This is a genomic window from Afifella pfennigii DSM 17143 (assembly GCF_000688515.1).
Taxonomy (GTDB): domain Bacteria; phylum Pseudomonadota; class Alphaproteobacteria; order Rhizobiales; family Afifellaceae; genus Afifella; species Afifella pfennigii.
Genome location: NZ_JHZK01000002.1, coordinates 152,075 through 169,559, shown reverse-complemented (window position 1 = coordinate 169,559; position 17,485 = coordinate 152,075). Strand labels below are relative to the sequence as shown.

Annotated in this window: 21 protein-coding genes, 1 tRNA gene and 1 riboswitch; of the genes, 11 read left to right on the top strand and 11 right to left on the bottom strand. The window is 65.3% G+C overall.

All coding sequences use genetic code 11. From position 1 onward, the window contains the following. The first annotated feature begins 84 nt into the window (after positions 1-84). Entirely contained in the window at positions 85-1,011 is a 927-nt protein-coding gene (locus Q331_RS0102895) for a hypothetical protein (protein ID WP_026379441.1), read from the top strand. Here the strand turns inward: Q331_RS0102895 and Q331_RS0102890 are convergent. Beyond that, positions 1,008-1,229, bottom strand: coding sequence for a DUF6471 domain-containing protein (locus Q331_RS0102890; protein WP_026379440.1), 222 nt, complete (start codon positions 1,227-1,229; stop codon positions 1,008-1,010). The genes Q331_RS0102895 and Q331_RS0102890 overlap by 4 nt on opposite strands. A gap of 106 nt (positions 1,230-1,335) precedes the next feature. Between Q331_RS0102890 and Q331_RS0102885 the strand changes: the two genes are divergently transcribed. After that, complete coding sequence (locus tag Q331_RS0102885) at positions 1,336-2,298, top strand: IS1595 family transposase (RefSeq protein ID WP_026379439.1); 963 nt, start codon at positions 1,336-1,338, stop codon at positions 2,296-2,298. Positions 2,299-2,650: 352 nt separating this feature from the next. Here Q331_RS0102885 and Q331_RS0102880 read toward each other — a convergent pair whose 3' ends face one another. Then, positions 2,651-2,830, bottom strand: a complete 180-nt coding sequence (locus Q331_RS0102880) for a YegP family protein (protein WP_026379438.1) — start codon at positions 2,828-2,830, stop codon at positions 2,651-2,653. A 16-nt stretch (positions 2,831-2,846) separates the two neighbouring features. On the opposite strand from Q331_RS0102880, the gene Q331_RS0102875 reads away from it, so the two are divergent. Beyond that, a complete protein-coding gene (locus Q331_RS0102875; RefSeq protein ID WP_026379437.1) occupies positions 2,847-3,074 on the top strand; it encodes a hypothetical protein in 228 nt (75 codons plus the stop codon). Between the two features lie 136 nt (positions 3,075-3,210). On the opposite strand, the gene Q331_RS0102870 is transcribed toward Q331_RS0102875, so the two are convergent. Together Q331_RS0102870 and Q331_RS0102865 are read right to left on the bottom strand one after the other, a co-directional pair. Then, positions 3,211-3,459: a hypothetical protein gene (locus Q331_RS0102870; RefSeq protein ID WP_156953246.1), complete on the bottom strand. Its 249-nt coding sequence runs from the start codon at positions 3,457-3,459 to the stop codon at positions 3,211-3,213. A 5-nt stretch (positions 3,460-3,464) separates the two neighbouring features. Then, a complete protein-coding gene (locus tag Q331_RS0102865) occupies positions 3,465-3,920 on the bottom strand; it encodes a hypothetical protein (protein ID WP_034490858.1) in 456 nt (151 codons plus the stop codon). A 58-nt stretch (positions 3,921-3,978) separates the two neighbouring features. Here Q331_RS0102865 and Q331_RS19675 point away from each other — a divergent pair, with 58 nt between their 5' ends. The 3 genes from Q331_RS19675 (at position 3,979) to Q331_RS0102850 (ending at position 6,756) form a co-directional block, all read left to right on the top strand. Continuing rightward, on the top strand, positions 3,979-4,245 hold the full coding sequence (locus Q331_RS19675; RefSeq protein ID WP_210164896.1) for a hypothetical protein: 267 nt from the start codon (positions 3,979-3,981) through the stop codon (positions 4,243-4,245). A 116-nt stretch (positions 4,246-4,361) separates the two neighbouring features. Beyond that, positions 4,362-5,096 carry a glycosyltransferase family 2 protein gene (locus Q331_RS19670; protein WP_051630440.1) on the top strand — a complete coding sequence of 245 codons (735 nt, stop codon included), beginning with the start codon at positions 4,362-4,364 and terminating at the stop codon, positions 5,094-5,096. 178 nt (positions 5,097-5,274) lie between these two features. After that, positions 5,275-6,756, top strand: a complete 1,482-nt coding sequence (locus Q331_RS0102850; protein ID WP_026379434.1) for a glycosyltransferase — start codon at positions 5,275-5,277, stop codon at positions 6,754-6,756. Here Q331_RS0102850 and Q331_RS19665 read toward each other — a convergent pair. The 4 genes from Q331_RS19665 to Q331_RS0102830 form a co-directional block, all read right to left on the bottom strand. Next, entirely contained in the window at positions 6,747-7,430 is a 684-nt protein-coding gene (locus tag Q331_RS19665; protein WP_407637759.1) for a DUF6064 family protein, read from the bottom strand. The genes Q331_RS0102850 and Q331_RS19665 overlap by 10 nt on opposite strands. A gap of 31 nt (positions 7,431-7,461) precedes the next feature. Continuing rightward, positions 7,462-8,418 carry an aldo/keto reductase gene (locus Q331_RS0102840; protein ID WP_084174672.1) on the bottom strand — a complete coding sequence of 319 codons (957 nt, stop codon included), beginning with the start codon at positions 8,416-8,418 and terminating at the stop codon, positions 7,462-7,464. A 112-nt stretch (positions 8,419-8,530) separates the two neighbouring features. Next, positions 8,531-8,605, bottom strand: a tRNA-Gly gene (locus tag Q331_RS0102835). Positions 8,606-8,748: 143 nt separating this feature from the next. Beyond that, positions 8,749-10,347 carry a lysine--tRNA ligase gene (locus Q331_RS0102830; RefSeq protein WP_051630438.1) on the bottom strand — a complete coding sequence of 533 codons (1,599 nt, stop codon included), beginning with the start codon at positions 10,345-10,347 and terminating at the stop codon, positions 8,749-8,751. A gap of 188 nt (positions 10,348-10,535) precedes the next feature. Between Q331_RS0102830 and Q331_RS0102825 the strand changes: the two genes are divergently transcribed. From Q331_RS0102825 to Q331_RS0102815, 3 genes are read left to right on the top strand one after another with little or no spacing between them, the layout of a single operon-like run. Further along, positions 10,536-10,946 (top strand): tellurite resistance TerB family protein, encoded by a 411-nt coding sequence (locus Q331_RS0102825; RefSeq protein ID WP_026379431.1) that lies wholly within the window; start codon positions 10,536-10,538, stop codon positions 10,944-10,946. A 30-nt stretch (positions 10,947-10,976) separates the two neighbouring features. After that, on the top strand, positions 10,977-11,783 hold the full coding sequence (locus Q331_RS0102820) for a sterol desaturase family protein (protein WP_051630436.1): 807 nt from the start codon (positions 10,977-10,979) through the stop codon (positions 11,781-11,783). After that, positions 11,784-12,356: a GNAT family N-acetyltransferase gene (locus Q331_RS0102815; RefSeq protein WP_026379429.1), complete on the top strand. Its 573-nt coding sequence runs from the start codon at positions 11,784-11,786 to the stop codon at positions 12,354-12,356. It abuts the gene before it with no gap. Here Q331_RS0102815 and Q331_RS0102810 read toward each other — a convergent pair. Beyond that, positions 12,353-13,174 (bottom strand): transporter substrate-binding domain-containing protein, encoded by an 822-nt coding sequence (locus tag Q331_RS0102810; protein WP_169738462.1) that lies wholly within the window; start codon positions 13,172-13,174, stop codon positions 12,353-12,355. The two genes, Q331_RS0102815 and Q331_RS0102810, sit on opposite strands and share 4 nt — an antisense overlap. A gap of 84 nt (positions 13,175-13,258) precedes the next feature. Between Q331_RS0102810 and Q331_RS0102805 the strand changes: the two genes are divergently transcribed. Further along, positions 13,259-13,861 carry a CDP-alcohol phosphatidyltransferase family protein gene (locus tag Q331_RS0102805; RefSeq protein ID WP_026379427.1) on the top strand — a complete coding sequence of 201 codons (603 nt, stop codon included), beginning with the start codon at positions 13,259-13,261 and terminating at the stop codon, positions 13,859-13,861. 9 nt (positions 13,862-13,870) lie between these two features. Here Q331_RS0102805 and metZ read toward each other — a convergent pair whose 3' ends face one another. Next, complete coding sequence (metZ, locus tag Q331_RS0102800; protein WP_026379426.1) at positions 13,871-15,103, bottom strand: O-succinylhomoserine sulfhydrylase; 1,233 nt, start codon at positions 15,101-15,103, stop codon at positions 13,871-13,873. 53 nt (positions 15,104-15,156) lie between these two features. Next, positions 15,157-15,234: riboswitch (SAM riboswitch) on the bottom strand. A gap of 56 nt (positions 15,235-15,290) precedes the next feature. Between metZ and Q331_RS0102795 the strand changes: the two genes are divergently transcribed. Beyond that, positions 15,291-16,406, top strand: a complete 1,116-nt coding sequence (locus tag Q331_RS0102795; protein ID WP_051630432.1) for a 2'-deoxycytidine 5'-triphosphate deaminase — start codon at positions 15,291-15,293, stop codon at positions 16,404-16,406. 6 nt (positions 16,407-16,412) lie between these two features. On the opposite strand, the gene cysK is transcribed toward Q331_RS0102795, so the two are convergent. Next, positions 16,413-17,405 carry a cysteine synthase A gene (cysK, locus tag Q331_RS0102790; RefSeq protein ID WP_026379424.1) on the bottom strand — a complete coding sequence of 331 codons (993 nt, stop codon included), beginning with the start codon at positions 17,403-17,405 and terminating at the stop codon, positions 16,413-16,415. Between the last annotated feature and the right edge of the window lie 80 nt (positions 17,406-17,485).

Genomic DNA, 17,485 nt, shown 5'->3' with positions numbered 1-17,485 from the left:
GGGGAGCGCTGAGATGACGCATTTATTCATCAAAACCGCAGGTAGAATGCCAGCGTCCTACACCAATTTTGGGGGAACGTTGGCATGGACGCGGTTTTTCGCCACTACGTTGAGTATGTCGTGGATGAGGCTGTGCCGGTGGGCGACGTGGCGGCGTCTTTGCTGGCGAACGAAAGGCTGCTGCGGCAAGCGATCCCAGCCCTTGAAAGCCTTTTCCCCGGCATCAAAATCGAAACAAAGCGCGTATCGCTTCCATCGCTTTCCCAAGAATCTCCGCTCAAGGAGCTTTTTGCGTTTGCCGTTGTGATGACGTTTCAAAAGGACCTGGAGAAAGAAGTGCCAGACTTGATCTCCGGAATGCTCGGCGTGGAGGTGTCAGATAAGTACGACACCCTTCTAACCGTGCTCGTAATGATCCTGGCAATTTGGGGTATTAGCAAAGGATTCGAAAAGCTCTTCCCGGGCAAGAAGAGTACGAACCTTGATGAGGAGCGCGCTCGTCTGATCAATGTGGCTGGCGATCTGATACAGGTCTCGCCGGAGCACGTAGAGAGTGCGATCGATGCAGCCACCACCGGCCGGCGCTCTCGCTCTATTGCATCCTCTGCTGGCCGTTTTTTCCTTCCAAGCCGAGCGTCTGGCGCAGCGGAAGTGCGGTCTCACAACCCTGACGCGTCGATAAAGCGGGCTGCTGTTGAGGAAGCGCGCTCAGCAATCGGCGTCTCACTTTCCGATGACGATGAGACGGACGCCCAACCCGAGTCCGAATTCAAACTTGATGTCGATATCGAGTTACATGCGTCGGACCGGGACAAAACGAGGACTGGTTGGGCGGGCCATATTCCAGGCGTTTTCGAAGATCGTGTGCCCATGCGAGTCGATAAGTCTATTACGCCGCAAAGCCTTTTCGGTAGGACGCGCCTGCATGGGGACGTCTACATCGTGTACGACGTAAAGGACGACGGAGAGCTAGCGCCGCGGGAATTCCTTTTGCTTCGGCTCAAAAACTAGACAGCAAGGTGCGTGGTACCAAGCGCCTCCATACATGCCAGCATGAACGCCGCCGTGAACTTCCCTCGGCTCACCTTGTTCCTCAGGTTCCGCTCATCCTCCTTCACGCCGATCTCTGCCAGCTTCTCCACAAGTTGCGCATAGGTCACCTGCTGCCGGGCCATTTCACCCCGGATGACCCCGCGCGCCTTCGCCTCCCAATCCGTCCGTTCCGGCATGTCACACTCCTATGATGCATTTTGTCATCATATAGAGTGCTTTTACCATTGACAAGGTGACACTCAATCATCATATCTAGTGCACACGCACTGGAAATGATGACAAATGGCGCAGCACTTCCTCCTCTCCGCAGCTTCCCGCACCCTCTCCCTTAAGGAGATCTACAAGGACGGCGAGGAAGCGGCCTATGAGACGTTCAAGCGCCTGCGCTGGCAGGAGACGGACGGCACACCGGTTTGCCCGAAGTGCGGTTGCCTGGACCACTACGAGATCAGCACGCGCCGCAAGTTCAAGTGCGCTGCCTGCCATCACCAGTTCTCTGTTACCTCCGGCACAATCTTCGCCAGCCGCAAGCTCGCCTTCTGCGATATCCTCGCCGCGATCTGCCTTTTCGTGAACGGCGCAAAGGGCATGTCTGCGGTCCAGTTCTCCCGTGATCTGGACGTGCAGTACAAGACGGCTTGGGTCATGGCGCACAAGCTGCGCGAGGCTCTTGCGGCCGAGACGACGGACGCCACGCTTGACGGTGACGTCGAGATCGACGGTGCCTATTTCGGCGGCCACGTCAGCCCGGAGAACCGCAAGGAAGACCGGAAGGACCGGCGCGAGAAGGAGAACCAGTCCGATCGCCGCCGCGTCGTCATCGCCCTTCGCCAGCGCAAGGGCCGCACGCTCTCATTCGTCCGTCATCGTGAAGCCGAAGGCGTCGCCATCGCCCGCACGCGCCTTGCCGACAAGACGCAGCTTTTCGCAGACGAGGCCACGCATTGGGATGCGCTGGAGCTGCATTACGGCGTTGGCCGCATCAACCACTCGCTGGCCTACAGCGAGCTTGATGGCCGCCACACGAATTGGGTTGAGAGCTATTTCAGCCGCCTCCGCCGCATGGTCGGTGGCCAGCATCACCACGTCTCGGCTCGCTACCTGTACCAGTATGCGAACCACGCCGCTTGGCTGGAGGATCACCGCCGCCGCTCAAACGGAGCGAACGCCCATGCCCTTCTCGGCGGCGCGCTCAATCATCCGGTGTCGCGGGTGTGGGCTGGGTACTGGCAGCGGGCTCAATAGCGAGCTTTTCACTCAAACGTCGTCGCCGCCTAATTTGCTCGTAGCTTCCCCGGATTCCTTCGTTGCGAGCCAGCTCTTGCTCAATAAATCGGTCAACCGCATGTCGGACAATATCCGTCGCCGAAGCACCCCAGGCGGCTTCGCAGAAGTCGTCCAGCTTTTCATCCCAAGCGGCGCCGAGCCGGAAACGCGCGCCGGTTGTACGCTTACGGCCCATTGACCCTCATTGTACATCAATGTACAAATCATAGCGAATCGAGCGAGTGGACAGCACCGATGCCATTTGCTTGGATAAAAAAAGAGAGGCGGGCTAGCCGCCTCTCCATCTCACGGGATGGGTGAAGGGTCTCTGCTACGCGTCGTAGACAGGGGCGTTGTATGAGCCCTTCACCAACCCAATCGCATTCAGGCAGTCGGACTTATTCCAGTACGACTCCCCGTGCGCGATGATCTCGTGGTTGTTGGCCTTGAAGCGCCAACGCCACTGACCACCGGATCGGTACACTTCGTAGTACCCGGTGGTGGTTGCCATACAGGAATCTCCTTTCATGGCAGTTTCAGAATACGCCACGCATCTGTTCAGCTACCGCTTCGAGGGCAGGTCCTATACCGTAGACATCGTCGCCAAGGATGCCGAAGAGGCGAAGGCAAGGCTGAAAGCGCTTGCTTGGGCCGAATACGACGGCGTCTTGGTTGCACGAGTTCCTGCGGCGATGGGGCCTCTTGCTCGACTCGCGGTCGCATTCCGCAACGCAACGCACGCTTTTTTTAGCTGATTCGTCAGCGTGGCAGCCAGGCCCGCCGCGCCTTCGTCAACAGCTATTGATTCAATATATTGTGGACGCGGATATGTCATCCACAAAATATGTGCCGATCCAGAATCATCCTGCACTCGTCGGCCGCGCTGCGCCGTCATAGCGTGCCCCAGTCGCCGCAATCCCGCGCCTTGATCTCCAGAGCCTCATAGCGGGCCATTTCCAAGAGGTAGGCAAGGAAGCCAAAACCGGCATTCCTGGCCGCGGTCGATAAAGCAAACAGTTCTTCAGCCGTATTTTCTGCGCTGAACGGCGGCGCCCACTGAGCATCGCACATTGTTTCGCCCCCAAATATTGCTTTTGTACGATATGTTAGATCGACATTCAATAATACGGAAATATCCAAGAGCTTTAGTATCTGCTCCACACGATGTTGCCGTGTCGATCCGTGGCCCGCTTTACGCCGCCGTCGTTCTCCATGCTCCGCAGCGCCTTCCCCACGCGCTTCGTCAGATCGGAGACGTAGCGGCGATCTCTGGCGTCGTGGCCGCTCAGGCTGACGATCTCTTGCGCGATCTGCCGGCTGGTCAACGGTTGTTCAGCGTCCCGCAGAACGCCGCGCACGGCCCGCGATAGCTCTCCCCTGCCGAAGATCACTTCCCGCTTCTGTCGCGGCGTCTGTGCATCCAGATCGCCACTGTAGCCGAGCACGTTCAAGGTGCGGTCGATAGCGCCTATGTCGTTCTTGATTTCGGCAAGGCGGTCGCGGATGCGCTCCGCCTCGTTGAATAGGTCGGCGCGCTTGCGGAGAAGGCCGGATATCGTGTGCTCGAATGTCTGCGTAGTAGCTAGTCGAGCTATGTCCATCGTGTAATCTCCCATCAACAATAGTCGAGAGGGAGGACACGCAATGGCAAATTAGTTCGTGGCTTATGACCTCATGTCGCCCGGTCAGAACTACGACGCCGTACGACAGGCCATCGATGCGCTAGGGCCGTGGTATCAGTTCCAGTTCTCACTCTTTTACCTCAAGAGCGACATGTCGCTGCAAGCTGTCCACGACGCGATCCGCAGGGTCATGGACCCGAACGATCGCCTTTGCGTCATCGCCTCGACCGCTGCCTATGTGTCGACCTACCCCCAACCTGACATTGACGAACTCAACTTCGTCTGGTTCTCGCCCGGAAGCTGAATACCGGGGGCCGCCTGATCCAATACGGTTCATGCTGCTTCTCCTATTCTAGTGGAATCAGCGCTTTGGCGCTTCTCCGGTGATGGTGCGCTTGATACATAAGGCCGCATTTTCCCGTGCGCGTCCTCAAAGATGTCGGCGCCTGGGATCCCTACAACGTCACGGAGGACGCCGATCTCGGCATCCGTCTCGCCCGCTTCGGCTACCGCACCGCGACGATCTTATCGCGCACCTTCGAGGAGGCGCCGATCAGCCGGCGGCAATGGCTGGCGCAGCGCCGCAGATGGCTGAAAGGCTGGATGCAGACCCTCCTTGTCGTGTTTCGGCCCGCCGGTGCGAACGTGCCGGCGCTGAAGCCGGCCGACAAGCTCAGCGTCCTGGCGATTCTCGGCACCGGCGTCGCGGGCCTGCTCATCTTTCCGCTGGTGCTTTTCGGCTTCGCCGTCCTCTTTCTCGTGCATGGCGGGGTGCCTGCGCCGGAAACCCTGGTGGCGCGCACGCTTCTCGTCTTCGCCCTGTTCAACGGCGCGTTGCTTCTCCTCCTATCCGGCGTGACGGCGCTGCGCGGCCTCCTTGCCATCGGCCGGCTCGACCTTGCGCCACTGATCGTTCTCCTGCCCTTCTATTGGCTGGCGATGTCCTTCGCCGGCTGGCAGGCTCTGGCGCAATTGCTGCGCCAGCCCTTCCTGTGGGAGAAGACCGATCACGGCCTGTCGCGGCGGCGGCGCACGCCCGCCGCCCCGCGCGCGCCGTCAGGCCATGCCGGCCCACCCTTGCCAGCGCGCCGCCGCAGCCTTGCGACGTTGCTGCATGCCTCGCGCCTATTGAGAGGAAGCGCAGAGCGATGCTAGGAACCGCGCCGGCCGCGCTCACCCATCGCCTATCGACCCTGCCGGCCGGAACGTCTCGTCGCCCGTTCGCCCGCAGGCCCGTTTTCGGCCTCCTTCGGGTGGCATCAGGCTGAAAAACGGCAAGCTTCTCCGATTCGGCGTGCTTGGATACGCCTCCCGACAACGCGGAAAGGCATAGATGGCACTTCTCGTCCAATCCCAGCATCATTCGAGCCTTGGCGATTACGAGCGCATTCTGCATCTCGGCGGCGGCGTGCGCGATCTGCGCGCGGAAGCGGAGACGCTGATGCCGCGCCTGCAGGGACGGCGCATCTTCATGATCAACAGCACCGCGCAGGGCGGCGGCGTCGCCGAGCTCCTGCCCGGCCTTATCGGCCTGATGCGCGATCTGGGCATCGACGCCAACTGGCTGGTCATGCAGGCGGACGATCCCGCCTTCTTCACCCTGACGAAGCGCCTGCACAACCTCATCCACGGCCATGGCGACGGCGATCTCGGCAATGGCGAGCGGGGCCTTTACGAGCGCGTCAGCCGCGATGTCGCCGCGGCCGTGAAGGCGCATCTTTCCCCCGGCGACGTCCTCGTCGTGCACGACCCCCAGCCGATGGGCGCGGGCGCCATGCTGCGCCGGGAGATGGACATCACCGCCATCTGGCGCTGCCATATCGGCCTCGACGACGAGACGCAGGAGACGCGCGCGGCCTGGAGCTTCCTGGAGGAATGGGCGCTGCCCTACGACCATTCGGTGTTCACCGCGCCGGAATACATCCCGCGCTGCCTTGCCGGGCGGGCCACCGTCATCCGGCCTTCGATCGACCCTTTGAGCGACAAGAACCGCGATCTGTCGGTACGTAAAATCGTCGGCATCCTCGCCAATGGCGGCCTCATCCGCACCTCCAGCCCGATCGTGACGGAGGTCTATCCGCAGATTGCGGAGCGTCTGCAGGCGGACGGAAGCTGGGGACCGGCGACGGAGCCGGAGGATTTCGGGCTCCTGTTTCGCCCCATCATCACCCAGATCTCGCGCTGGGACAGGCTGAAGGGCTATTTGCCGCTGATGCAGGCCTTCGTCGCCATGAAGAAGCGGCTGAAGGAGGACGGAGATGCCTGGCCGGCGGAGCGACGCCGGCCGCTGGAGCTCGCCCGTCTCGTCCTCGCCGGGCCCGACCCGGCTTCCGTCACCGACGATCCGGAAGGGCTGGAGGCGCTGGACGAGATACGCGCCGCCTATTGCGGCCTTGCGCCCGATGTGCAGCGGGCGATCGCCGTCATTTCCCTGCCGATGGCGTCGAAGCGTCACAACGCCCTTCTCGTCAACGCCCTGCAACGCTGCTCCGACGTGGTGGTGCAGAACTCGCTGCAGGAAGGCTTCGGCCTCACCGTCACGGAGGCGATGTGGAAGCACGCGGCGATCCTCGGCTCCTCCGCCGCCGGGCTGCGCCAGCAGATCCGCCCCGATCTCGACGGCTGCCTCATCAAGAACCCGCAGGACCCGCACGAAATCGCGCTCGCCCTGACCGACCTGTTGCAGGATCAGGAGCGGCGCGAGGCCTTCGGCAGCAACGCCCAGCGCCGGGTCCACACCGATTTTCTGGTCTTTTCCCATATCCGCAGCTGGCTGCGCGTCATCGCCTCGACGCTGGAGGGGCGCTACGCCTGAACTCTTCCGCTTGGCCCGTCCGCCGGCAAGAGCCGCACGGAAAGCGCCAGGACCGGCGCCGCCAGGACAATCCACCCCTGCCAACTGCCGAGCGTGAGGAGCGTGGCGAAGCTCGCCAGGCACCAGAGCGCCGGCACGGGCATGATCAGCCAGGCCGAGCGCGGCTCCACCAGCATGGCGCCGACGGCAAGCGTGACGATCGCCGTCGGGTCCGGCGCGAGCGCGAAGAGCTCCGCGCTCGCCAGCGGCCTTGCGGCAACGAGCGGCAAGAGGGGATGCGCCAGGAGGGCATAGGCAAGGAGCCCGGCGGCGGCGAGCAGGCGCGGGCTCCAAGGTGCCGCCAGCGCACCACCTCGTCCCAGGAGGAGACCGAGAAGAAGCCCCGCCTCGGCGAGGAAGAAGGGGATCGCATAGGCGATCGCCCAATTGACCGGCAGATAGCGTTGCCACAGGAAGCTGACGGCGACGAGGAGCCAGGCGGCGGCGAGGATGAGGAAAATGGCCGGCGCCGCGCCACGCCGCTGCCGCAGCGCCAGAAGAAGCACCGCTCCGCCGGCGGCGAGCGCCACGAGCTGCAAGGGCCAGAGCGCGGCGTCCTGCAGCTCAAAGAGCCGCCAGTAGACGCGCTCTGAGAAAAGCAGGAAGTCGGCCGGCCGGTAGCTCCACCCTTCCAAGACGGGCATTCCCACGAGCGCGGGCCGAAAATCAGAGCCCGCCGATGGCGGCCGAGATGCGCTCGCGCATCGCCGCGTCGGGGAGCGGACCGCCGGAAGCGGCCATGTTCTCGCTGGCATGCTCCGGGCGCGTCGTCGCCGGGATGACGACGGTCACGGCGGGATGGGCGAGAATGAATTTCAGGATTAGCTGTGCCCAGCTTGAAGCGCCGATTTCGGCGGCGAAATCCGGCAGCTTCTCGCCCTCCAGCCGGCGCGTCAGCGCCCCCTGGCGGAAGGGACGGTTGACGATGACGGCGGTGCCGCGCTCGGCCGCGAGCGGCAGGATGCGCTCCTCCACCTCCCGGTCGAGAGGATTGTAGGTCACCTGCACGGCATCCAGCGTCTCACGGGCCATGATCTCCTCAAAGAGGCCATGGCGGCGGCCTTCGGAGGTGGTGATGCCGACATAGCCGATCTCTCCGGCCGCCTTCTTCTCAAGCAGCATCGGCAGATGCGCCTCCCAGCCGCGCAGATTGTGCACCTGCATCAGGGAAAAGCGCGGCACCTTCCACGCCCGGCGCGATCGCGCCATCTGGGCAGGCCCTTCCCGCTGCGAGGAGGTCCACACCTTGTCGGCGGCAAACAGGCCCTCAGGCCGGCCGAGCCTGTCGAAGCCGTAGCCGAGCGTTGCCTGGGAGGAACCGTACATGGGCGAGGAATCGATCACCCGCCCGCCGCCGGCGAAGAAGGCCTCCATCACCCGGGCGCTGCGCTCCAGGAGCAACGGATCGTTGCCGACATTGAAGGTGATCCAGGTGCCGAGCCCGACCGCCGGGACCGCCTCGCCGCTGGAGGGGATGCGGCGCGTGCCGGGCGCCGCCCCGGCGGCGAGAGGAAAGCCGGGAAGGGAGGCCCCCGCCGCCATCACCGCGCCGGCGACAAGGAGCGCGCGGCGGCTCGGCAGAAAGGACGAGGGAGAGGCGGCGAATAGCGGTTTCCTGCGCATGCGCCCTATCTGGCGCGGCGGGCGCGCGGCGCAAAGGCGCCGGCAAGGCACCAATGGCCACAAAGCCGTGAGCCGGCTTGCAGCCTGCGGTGTGGGGCGCCTCAGGGGGAAGTGGAGCGGGCGATCGGGATCGAACCGACGACATTCAGCTTGGGAAGCTGACGTTCTACCACTGAACTACGCCCGCGCCGGAAAGAGAATTGGCGAGCCGCACCGCTTCCGTCAAGCTTCATTCGCCTGGCGGGTGCCTGGCGGGGCGCCGGACGGGGGGCCAGGCAGGCGCAAGTCGGGCGCCCGACTTGCCACCGCGATGCCGCGAGGAACGCGCCGCTAGGCCGCCAGCTTGCCGGCGAGCGCTTCGGCGATCAGCCGGCGCGTCTCGGCGATGCCGTAGAGCGCCACGAAGGAGCCGAAGCGCGGGCCCTGATCCTGGCCGAGAAGCACCTGGTAGAGGCCCTGGAACCAGTCGCGCAGCTGAGCGAAATCGTGCGCCTTGCCGACCGCGTAGACCTCGTTCTGGATGGTCTCGCCATCGGCATCCTCCGGCAGGCCGGCAAGCCTTTCGTCAAGGTCGGAAAGCGCCGCCCGCTCCGTCTCGCTCGGGACGCGGAAGCTTTTCTTCGGCCGCACGAAGTCGTGGTAGTAGCGGATGGCGTAGCCGACCAGCTCGTCGAGCTTGGGATGGTTTTCCGCCGTCGCGCCGGGCGCATAGCGCGAGATGAAGCCCCACAAGACCCGCGCATCCTCCGAATTGGAGGCCGAGACCAGGTTGAGCAGCATGGCGAAGGAGACCGGCATATCGACGACCGGCGGCTCGCCGGAATGGATGTGCCAGACCGGGTTGGCGATCTGCTGCTCCGGCGCCTGGTCCCGATAGGAGGCGAGGTGGGAGAAATAGTCGTCCACCGCCCGGGGGATGACGTCGAAGTAAAGGCGCTTGGCCGAGCGCGGCTTCTGGAACATGTAGAGGGCAAGGCTCTCCTGCGAGGCATAGGTGAGCCATTCCTCGATGGTGAGGCCGTTGCCGCGCGACTTGGAGATCTTCTCGCCGTTCTCATCGAGGAAGAGCTCGTAGTTGAAGCCTTCCGGCGGGCGCTCGCCGAGAGCTTTGCAGATCTGCGAGGCCAGGCGCACCGAATCGATGAGATCCTTGCCGGCCATCTCGTAATCGACCTTGAGCGCGGCCCAGCGCAGCGCCCAATCGGCCTTCCACTGGCACTTCACCTGCCCGCCGGTGACGGGCACCGTCACCTCCTCGCCGGTCTCCGGGTCGATATAGGTGATGGTGCCGGCTTCAGGATCGCGGGCGATGGTCGGCACCTGCAGGACGACGCCGGTGCGCGGACAGATCGGCAGAAAGGGCGAATAGGTCGCCTGCCGCTCCGGGCCCAGGGTCGGCAGCATGATGGCGCGCACCTCATCATAGGCGGCGAGCATCTTCAAAAGCGTCGCGTCGAAACGCCCGCTGGCATAATATTCCGTCGCGGAGGCGAATTCGTACTCGAAGCCGAAGCGGTCGAGAAAGGCTCTGAGGCGCGCATTGTTGGCGGCGCCGAAGGTGCCCTGCTCGTGACCGAAGGGATCGGGAATGCGCGTCAGGGGCTTGCCGAGATGGGCGCGCATCATCTCCTGGTTGGGCACGTTGTCCGGCACCTTCCTGAGCCCGTCCATATCGTCGGAGAAGCAGATGAGGCGTGTCGGCACCTCGTCCTTGGTCAGGATGCGGAAGGCGTGGCGCACCATGGTGGTGCGCGCCACCTCGCCGAAGGTGCCGATATGCGGCAGCCCGGAAGGGCCATAGCCGGTCTCGAAGAGAATTTCCCGCGGGCCCTCTTTCTCCACCCGCGCCACCAGCTTGCGCGCTTCCTCAAAGGGCCAGGCCTTGGAGACGCGGGCGGCCTCAAGCCATTCCTGCGGCAGGTTGTGCATCTTCGTCTTTCCCGTTTCGGATCGTGCCGGCGGCGACGGACCGGCCCGCCGGCGCCTTATGTGCCGCGCGGTCTAGCCCAGCCGGCGAGGAAGGTCGAGCCACAGAAGCGCTACCCAGCCTTGCAGCGCGTCCTTCAAGGACCTAGCTAGCGTCAGATCCTCACCCGGCTATCGAATGGGAGCCCGCCATGCCGTCCGTCTCCACCCAGGACGCCCTCGTCTATGCCATGATCACGGTCTCGGCCGCCGATGCCGACATGGCCGATCCGGAGCTGCAGACGATCGGCGAGCTGGTCGACAGCCTGCCGGTCTTCGAAGGCTACGACACCTCGCTGCTGCCGAAGGTCTCCGGCGTGGCGGCGGAGATCCTGGCCGGCGAAGACGGGCTTGAGAACATGCTGTCGCTCCTGGAAGACACGGTGCCGGAGCGCCTGCACGACACGCTCTATGCGCTCGCCGTGGAGGTCGCCATCGCCGACCGCAATCTGCCGCAGGAGGAGCTGCGCTTCCTGCAGCTTCTGCGCGACCGGCTGGGTATCGACAAATTGACCGCCGCGGCGCTGGAGCGCTCGGCGACGGCGCGTTATCGCAATGCCTGAGAGCGCCCAAAGCTCGGCGCGGGAGAGGCGATGAGCTTCGGTTTTCTGTTCACCGAGGCCGGGATCCGGCTTCTTGCCTTCCTAGGCATCTTCGGGGCGATGGCCGCCTTCGAACTCGCCGCGCCGCGGCGCGACGCGCATCCGCTCAAGGGCCGGCGCTGGGCGACCAATCTCGCCATCCTCGTCATTGACGTGGTGAGCCTTCGCGTCATCTTCCCGATGGCGGCGGTGGGCGCGGCGCTTTACGCGGAGGCGCAGGGCTTCGGCCTGTTCAGAGAAATCGGCATGGCGCCGCTGCTTGCCGGCATCATCGCCTTCCTCCTGCTCGACCTCACGGTCTGGGCGGAGCATGTCGCCTTCCACAAGATCCCCTTCCTGTGGCGCGTCCACCGGGTGCATCACGCCGATGTCGACGTCGACGTGACGACGGCGCTGCGCTTTCATCCGATCGAAATCCTCATCTCCATGGTGCTGAAGGCGTGGCTCGTCGTGCTTCTCGGGGCGCCGGTTCTGGCCGTGCTTGTCTTCGAGATCGTCCTCAATGGGGCGGCGATGTTCAACCACTCCAACATCCGCCTGCCGGAGCGGGTGGACCGTGCGCTGCGCTGGGTCATCGTGACGCCCGACATGCATCGCATCCACCATTCCATCCAGCGGCGCGAGACCGATTCCAATTACGGCTTCAACTTGTCCTTCTGGGATCGGCTGTTTCGCGTCTACACCGAGGATCCGGAGGGCGGACATATCGCCATGAAGCTCGGCATCGCGGCGCATCAGGACGCGGCGCCCTCGCGGCTCTTCTGGTCGCTCCTTTATCCCTTCCGCCGCGGAGCCTGAATGGACGCGGCAACGCAAGGGCTGGAAATCCGCGAGGCGGGCGAGGCGGACCGCGCCGCCGTCCTCAATATCGAGCGCCGCGCCTTCGCCCAGCCGGAGGAGGCGGAGCTCGTCGCCGACCTTCTCGCCGACCCAACGGCCGAACCGCGCCTGTCGCTCCTGGCGCTCTTCGACGGCGAGCCCGTCGGCCATATCCTCTTCACCGCCGCCGAGCTGGAAGGCGCCGGGCGCCGGGTGAAGGCGGCCATCCTGGCGCCGCTCGCGGTGCTGCCGAAGGCGCAAGGTAAGGGCTGCGGCGGGGCGCTCATCCGCGAGGGGCTGAAGCGGCTTCAGGCGGAAGGCGTGGAGCTCGTCTTCGTCCTCGGCCATGCCGATTACTATCCGCGCCACGGCTTCGTTCCGGCCCTGCCCCACGGGCTTGAGGCACCGCATCCGATCCCGCCGGAGCATCACGATGCCTGGATGGTGCAGGCGCTCAAAGAGGACGTCCTCGGCATGCTGCGCGGCACGGTCCGCCCGGCGAAGACGCTCGCGCGCCCCGAGCTCTGGCGCGAGGACGAAGAGCCGGCCTAGAAGAGGCTCACCGGGAAGTAGCGCAGATAAAGCTCGGCATAGGTGCCCTTGCGGTAGACTTCGCGCAGGGCATAGTCGAGGGCGTTCTTCAGCTCGGCCTCGTCCGGGCGCACGACGATCTTCAGCCCGTCGCCGAAATAACGGTCGCTGAGATAAGGTCCGCCGGCGAAATGGCAGCACGCCTCGGAGCTCTCGCCATGCAGCCAGAAGGAAAGCCGGAGCGCGTCGCCGAAGACCGCCTTCAGCCGCTTCTCCTGCAGCGAATTGAGCGCGGCCTGCATGTTCTGGAAGCAGGCGACGTTGAGATCGGGGAAATAGCGGTCGAGATAGGCCTGATGGGCGCTGCCGCAGACGGTGCCGACGAACTCCCCCGCCGGGGCGCCCGGATCGAACGCCGTCTCCTTCAAGGTCACGAAGCGAGCGGGAACCTTGAGATAGGGCCGCGTCGCCAGGAGCGGCTCGTCCGCCTCCGGATCGGGCGCAAGGCCGGCGATCACCGCATCGCCTTCCTTGTCGCGCAGCGCTTTCTCCAGCGTCTCGAAAGGCCGCGTCTGCACCGCGCATGCGGTCTTCAAGACGTCGCAGACGGCGCGGATGAGATCGATGTCGAAGCCGATCAGCGCCCCGCGCCGGTCGCGATAGGAAAAGGGCGGAAAATCGTTGGTGGCGAGAAAGCGGATCGGCCCGATCGTGTCGGCATTCGGGCGCTCGATGCGTGAGCGCGGGTCCCAGAAATTGGGGATCACCGGCTCCTGGGCGCGCGCCACGCCGGCCACCAGAAGGGCGAGACAGCCTAGGGCGAGAAGAATCCTCGACAAGGACCACCCACGATCACGTTGATTGTCGTTTCCGTTCATAGAGCCTTCGGCCGCAAACGGCTAGGTTTCGCCAAGGAGAAGAACATGCTGGACGGCGTTATCCGAAAAAACGTCGAGCCCTGGCTCGACCGGCTGGGCAAGGGGCTTGCGCGCCTCGGCCTCACCGCCGACCAGGTGACGCTCGGCGCCTTCGCCATCGCGCTTCTCGCCGCGCTCGCCATCGTGGCGCAGGCTTACGGCCTGGCGCTCGGCCTCATCCTCTTGAGCCGGCTCGCCGACGGGCTCGACGGCGCGCTCGCCAGAGCGACGACGACCACCGACCGCGGCGGCTTCCTCGACATCACTCTCGATTTCGCCTTCTACGGCCTCATCCCGGCCGCCTTCGCGCTCGCCGATCCCGGCGCCAACGCGCTCGCGGCCGCAATCCTCCTGCTTTCCTTTTACGTCAACGGCGCCAGCTTCCTCGCCTATGCCGTGATGGCGGAAAAGCGCGGCCTGAAGACCGACAGGCGCGGGGTGAAGTCGCTCTATTTCACCACCGGCCTCGCGGAGGGGGCGGAGACGGTCATCGTCTTTTGCCTCTTCTGCCTCTTCCCCGGCGCCTTTGCCGCGATCGCCTATCTCTTCGCCGTGCTGTGCTTCGTCACGGCCGCAGCGCGCATCCTGCTCGCCTGGCGCACCTTCTAAGATGGGAGCTCAGGAAGCCGCGCGCATCCGCTCCGTCCCGGCGAGCGCGGCGTCAAGCGCGGCTGACAGATCCTCGGCAAGGTCGGCGGGGTCTTCCAGGCCGACGGAAAAGCGCAGCATGCCGTCGGTGATGCCGAGCCTTGCCCGCTCCTCCTCCGACACGCTCTGATGCGTCGTCGTCGCCGGGTGGGTGAGAAGGCTCTTGGCGTCGCCGAGATTGTTGGAGAGCTTGATCACCTTCAGCGCATTGGCGAAGGCAAAGGCCGCCGCCTTGCCGCCGGCGAGCTCGATCGCCATCATCGTGCCGCCGGAGCGCATCTGCCGGCAGGCGAGCGCGAATTGCGGATGGTCGGCGCGGCCGGGATAGGCGAGGCGCTCCACCGCCGGATGCATGGCGAGAACCTCCGCAAGGCTCGCCGCCGTTTCGGCCTGGCGCGTGACCCGCAGCTCCAGCGTCTCCAACGATTTCAGCAACACCCAGGCGTTGAACGGGCTGATCGCCGGGCCGGTATGCTTGAGGTACGGAATAAGCTTCTCGCCCACCCATTCGGCGTTCGACAGGACGACGCCGCCAAGGCATCTGCCCTGGCCGTCGATATGCTTGGTCGCCGAATAGACCACCGTATGGGCGCCCAGTTCCAAGGGCTTTTGCAGGACGGGCGTGGCGAAGACATTGTCGACGATAAGCCGCGCCCCGGAGGCCTTGGCGATCTGCGCCACCGCGGCGATGTCGATCAGCTCCATCGTCGGATTGGCCGGGCTTTCCAGGAAGAACGCCTTCGTCTGCGGCCGCACGGCGGCGCGCCATTCATCGAGCTTGGGCCCGTCGACCAGGGTACAGGCAACGCCGAGCCGTGGCAGGAATTCGGAGACGACGTAAAGGCAGGAGCCGAAAAGGGCGCGCGAGGCGACGATATGGTCGCCCGCGGCGATATCGGCGAGAAGCGCCGCCGTCACCGCCGCCATGCCGGAGGCCGTCGCCTTGGCCGCCTCGGCGCCTTCCAGAAGCGCCATGCGCTCCTCGAACATGGCCACGGTCGGGTTGGCGTAGCGCGAATAGACGAAGCCGGGATCCTCGCCGTTGAAGCGCGCCTCGGCGGCTTCCGCGCTCGGATAGACGAAGCCCTGCGTTAGGAACATCGCCTCGCAGGTCTCGCCGAAGGGCGAGCGCACCGTCCCACCGTGGACGAGGCGGGTCGCGGGGCGGAGCTTTGCTTCCTCGCTTTTGTCTTTATGCGTCATCGGGCGCGTTCCCTCCAGAACAACGAAACCCGGCCGGGCCGCCGCCAGACCGGGTGGAACACACCCCGACCTTTTAGCGACTTGTTTTACGTGGCTGCAAGCCGGCCGGCCAAATCACCACGGGATATCGCAGCGCTTAGCGCCTCGCCGGCTTGGCGTCAATGGCCGCTTGGGCTAACGGAGTTCGATGGACGAGCCGGGCGGAAGAGGCGGCATCGGCGCGGGCATCCTGCCCGATACGGCGATCCGAGCACTCATTGAGGCGGGCGAGCTGCGGCTCGAGCGTCCGGCCGACACCGAGCAGGTGCAGCCGGCGAGCCTGGATCTGCGCCTCGGGGCGCGCGCCTTCCGGGTGCGGGCGAGCTTTTTGCCGGGGCCAGAGCATAGCGTGGCGGAAAAGCTGGAACGCTTCAGCCTGCACGCCTTCGACCTCAGCGAAGGCGCCGTCCTGGAGACCGGCTGCGTCTATATCGTGCCGCTTCTGGAAAGCCTTGCCCTGCCCGCCGGCCTGGAGGCGAGCGCCAATCCGAAAAGCTCCACCGGGCGCCTGGACGTCTTCACCCGCGTCATCGCCGACCGCGCCCGCGCCTTCGACCAGGTGGCGGCGGGCTATGCCGGCCCGCTCTACCTGGAAATCTCTCCGCGCACCTTCCCGATTCTGGTGCGCACCGGCTCCCGCCTTGCCCAGATCCGCTTCCGCCGCGGCCGCGCCCGGCTTGACGACAGCGAGCTTGCCGACCTGCATCGCCGCGCCGCGCTCGCCAGCGGCGAGCCGCGCTTTGCCGGCGGGCTTGCCGTCTCGGTCGATCTGGCCGGCGAGTTTTCCAGCGGCGAGGGCCTCATCGGCTACCGCGCCAAGCGCCATACCGGGGTCATCGACGTCGACCGCCCGGGCGCTTATCGCATCGCCGATTTCTGGGAGGAGCTCAGGCCGAGCGCCGATGCCGGCCTCATCCTCGACCCCGACCAGTTCTACATCCTCGCCTCGCGCGAGGCCGTCACCGTGCCGCCCGAGACGGCGGCGGAGATGGTGCCTTTCGACCCGCTGGTGGGCGAATTCCGCGTCCACTATGCCGGCTTCTTCGATCCGGGCTTCGGCCACGAAGCGGCCGGCGGCTACGGCAGCCGCGCCGTCCTGGAAGTCAGAAGCCGGGAAGTGCCCTTCATCCTGGAGCACGGCCAGACGGTCGGCCGCCTCGTCTACGAGCGGATGGCGGCGCCGCCGACAAGGGTCTACGGCGCCGGCCTTCGCTCCAACTATCAGGGCCAGGCGCTGAAGCTATCGAAGCACTTCCGCGCCTGAGAGCCGCTACGCCTCCAGCCCCTCGAAAAGCGCCGTCGACAGATAGCGCTCGGCGAAGGAGGGGATGACGACGACGACGTTCTTGCCGGCAAATTCCGGCCGCCGGCCGAGCGCGACGGCGGCCGCGAGCGCCGCCCCGGAGGAAATGCCGACGGGAATGCCCTCCAGACGCGCGCAGAGCCTGGCGTAATCGAAGGCCTCCTCGTTGCTCGCCTGGAGCACCTCGTCGTAGACGGCGGTGTCGAGAACGGAAGGGGCGAAGCCGGCGCCGATGCCCTGGATCTTGTGCGGGCCGGGCTGACCGCCGGAAAGCACCGGGCTGTCGGCCGGCTCCACGGCGACGACGTGAAGGTCGGGCTTGCGCTGCTTCAACACCTGGCCGACGCCGGTGATGGTGCCGCCGGTGCCGATGCCGGAGACGAAGGCGTCGATATTGCCGCCGGTGTCGTTCCAGATCTCCTCGGCCGTCGTCTTGCGGTGGATCTCGGGGTTGGCGGGGTTGTCGAATTGCTGCGGCATGACGGCGCCCGGCGTTTCGGCGATCAGCTCCTCGGCCTTGGCGATCGCGCCCTTCATGCCTTTCGGGCCTTCCGTCAGGACGAGATCGGCGCCCAGCAGGCGAAGCATCTTGCGCCGCTCCACCGACATCGTCTCCGGCATGGTGAGGATGAGCCGGTAGCCCTTGGCGGCGGCGGCGAAGGCAAGGGCGATGCCGGTATTGCCGGAGGTCGGCTCAATCAGCACGGTCTTGCCGGGCTCCGCCCTACCCTCACGCTCCAGGGCTTCCAGCATGGCAACGCCGATCCGGTCCTTGACGGAGGCGATCGGGTTGAAGAATTCAAGCTTGCCGAGGAGATGCGCCTTGACGCCCTTCTCGGCGGCGATCTTGTCGAGCCGGACGATGGGCGTGTCGCCGATCGTCTCGGTGATGGAATTGAAGATGCGGCCGCGCCCGGGGCGCCTTGCCGCCACGTCGCGCTCAAGGGCCTGCTCGTTCATGGCATCCTCCGATGTGTTCCTGTCGGCCAACACCCTAAGGCGGAAAGACGTTCCATGCGAGGCGGCCCTGTCTCGGCCAG

What these genes read in the sequence shown, in the direction of transcription:
- Q331_RS0102895 (WP_026379441.1), top strand. Translation starts at nt 85, where the DNA reads ATGGACGCGGTTTTTCGCCACTACGTTGAGTATGTCGTGGATGAGGCT.
- Q331_RS0102890 (WP_026379440.1), bottom strand. Translation starts at nt 1,229, where the DNA reads ATGCCGGAACGGACGGATTGGGAGGCGAAGGCGCGCGGGGTCATCCGG.
- Q331_RS0102885 (WP_026379439.1), top strand. Translation starts at nt 1,336, where the DNA reads ATGGCGCAGCACTTCCTCCTCTCCGCAGCTTCCCGCACCCTCTCCCTT.
- Q331_RS0102880 (WP_026379438.1), bottom strand. Translation starts at nt 2,830, where the DNA reads ATGGCAACCACCACCGGGTACTACGAAGTGTACCGATCCGGTGGTCAG.
- Q331_RS0102875 (WP_026379437.1), top strand. Translation starts at nt 2,847, where the DNA reads ATGGCAGTTTCAGAATACGCCACGCATCTGTTCAGCTACCGCTTCGAG.
- Q331_RS0102865 (WP_034490858.1), bottom strand. Translation starts at nt 3,920, where the DNA reads ATGGACATAGCTCGACTAGCTACTACGCAGACATTCGAGCACACGATA.
- Q331_RS0102850 (WP_026379434.1), top strand. Translation starts at nt 5,275, where the DNA reads ATGGCACTTCTCGTCCAATCCCAGCATCATTCGAGCCTTGGCGATTAC.
- Q331_RS0102840 (WP_084174672.1), bottom strand. Translation starts at nt 8,418, where the DNA reads ATGCGCAGGAAACCGCTATTCGCCGCCTCTCCCTCGTCCTTTCTGCCG.
- Q331_RS0102830 (WP_051630438.1), bottom strand. Translation starts at nt 10,347, where the DNA reads ATGCACAACCTGCCGCAGGAATGGCTTGAGGCCGCCCGCGTCTCCAAG.
- Q331_RS0102825 (WP_026379431.1), top strand. Translation starts at nt 10,536, where the DNA reads ATGCCGTCCGTCTCCACCCAGGACGCCCTCGTCTATGCCATGATCACG.
- Q331_RS0102820 (WP_051630436.1), top strand. Translation starts at nt 10,977, where the DNA reads ATGAGCTTCGGTTTTCTGTTCACCGAGGCCGGGATCCGGCTTCTTGCC.
- Q331_RS0102815 (WP_026379429.1), top strand. Translation starts at nt 11,784, where the DNA reads ATGGACGCGGCAACGCAAGGGCTGGAAATCCGCGAGGCGGGCGAGGCG.
- Q331_RS0102805 (WP_026379427.1), top strand. Translation starts at nt 13,259, where the DNA reads ATGCTGGACGGCGTTATCCGAAAAAACGTCGAGCCCTGGCTCGACCGG.
- metZ (WP_026379426.1), bottom strand. Translation starts at nt 15,103, where the DNA reads ATGACGCATAAAGACAAAAGCGAGGAAGCAAAGCTCCGCCCCGCGACC.
- Q331_RS0102795 (WP_051630432.1), top strand. Translation starts at nt 15,291, where the DNA reads ATGGACGAGCCGGGCGGAAGAGGCGGCATCGGCGCGGGCATCCTGCCC.
- cysK (WP_026379424.1), bottom strand. Translation starts at nt 17,405, where the DNA reads ATGAACGAGCAGGCCCTTGAGCGCGACGTGGCGGCAAGGCGCCCCGGG.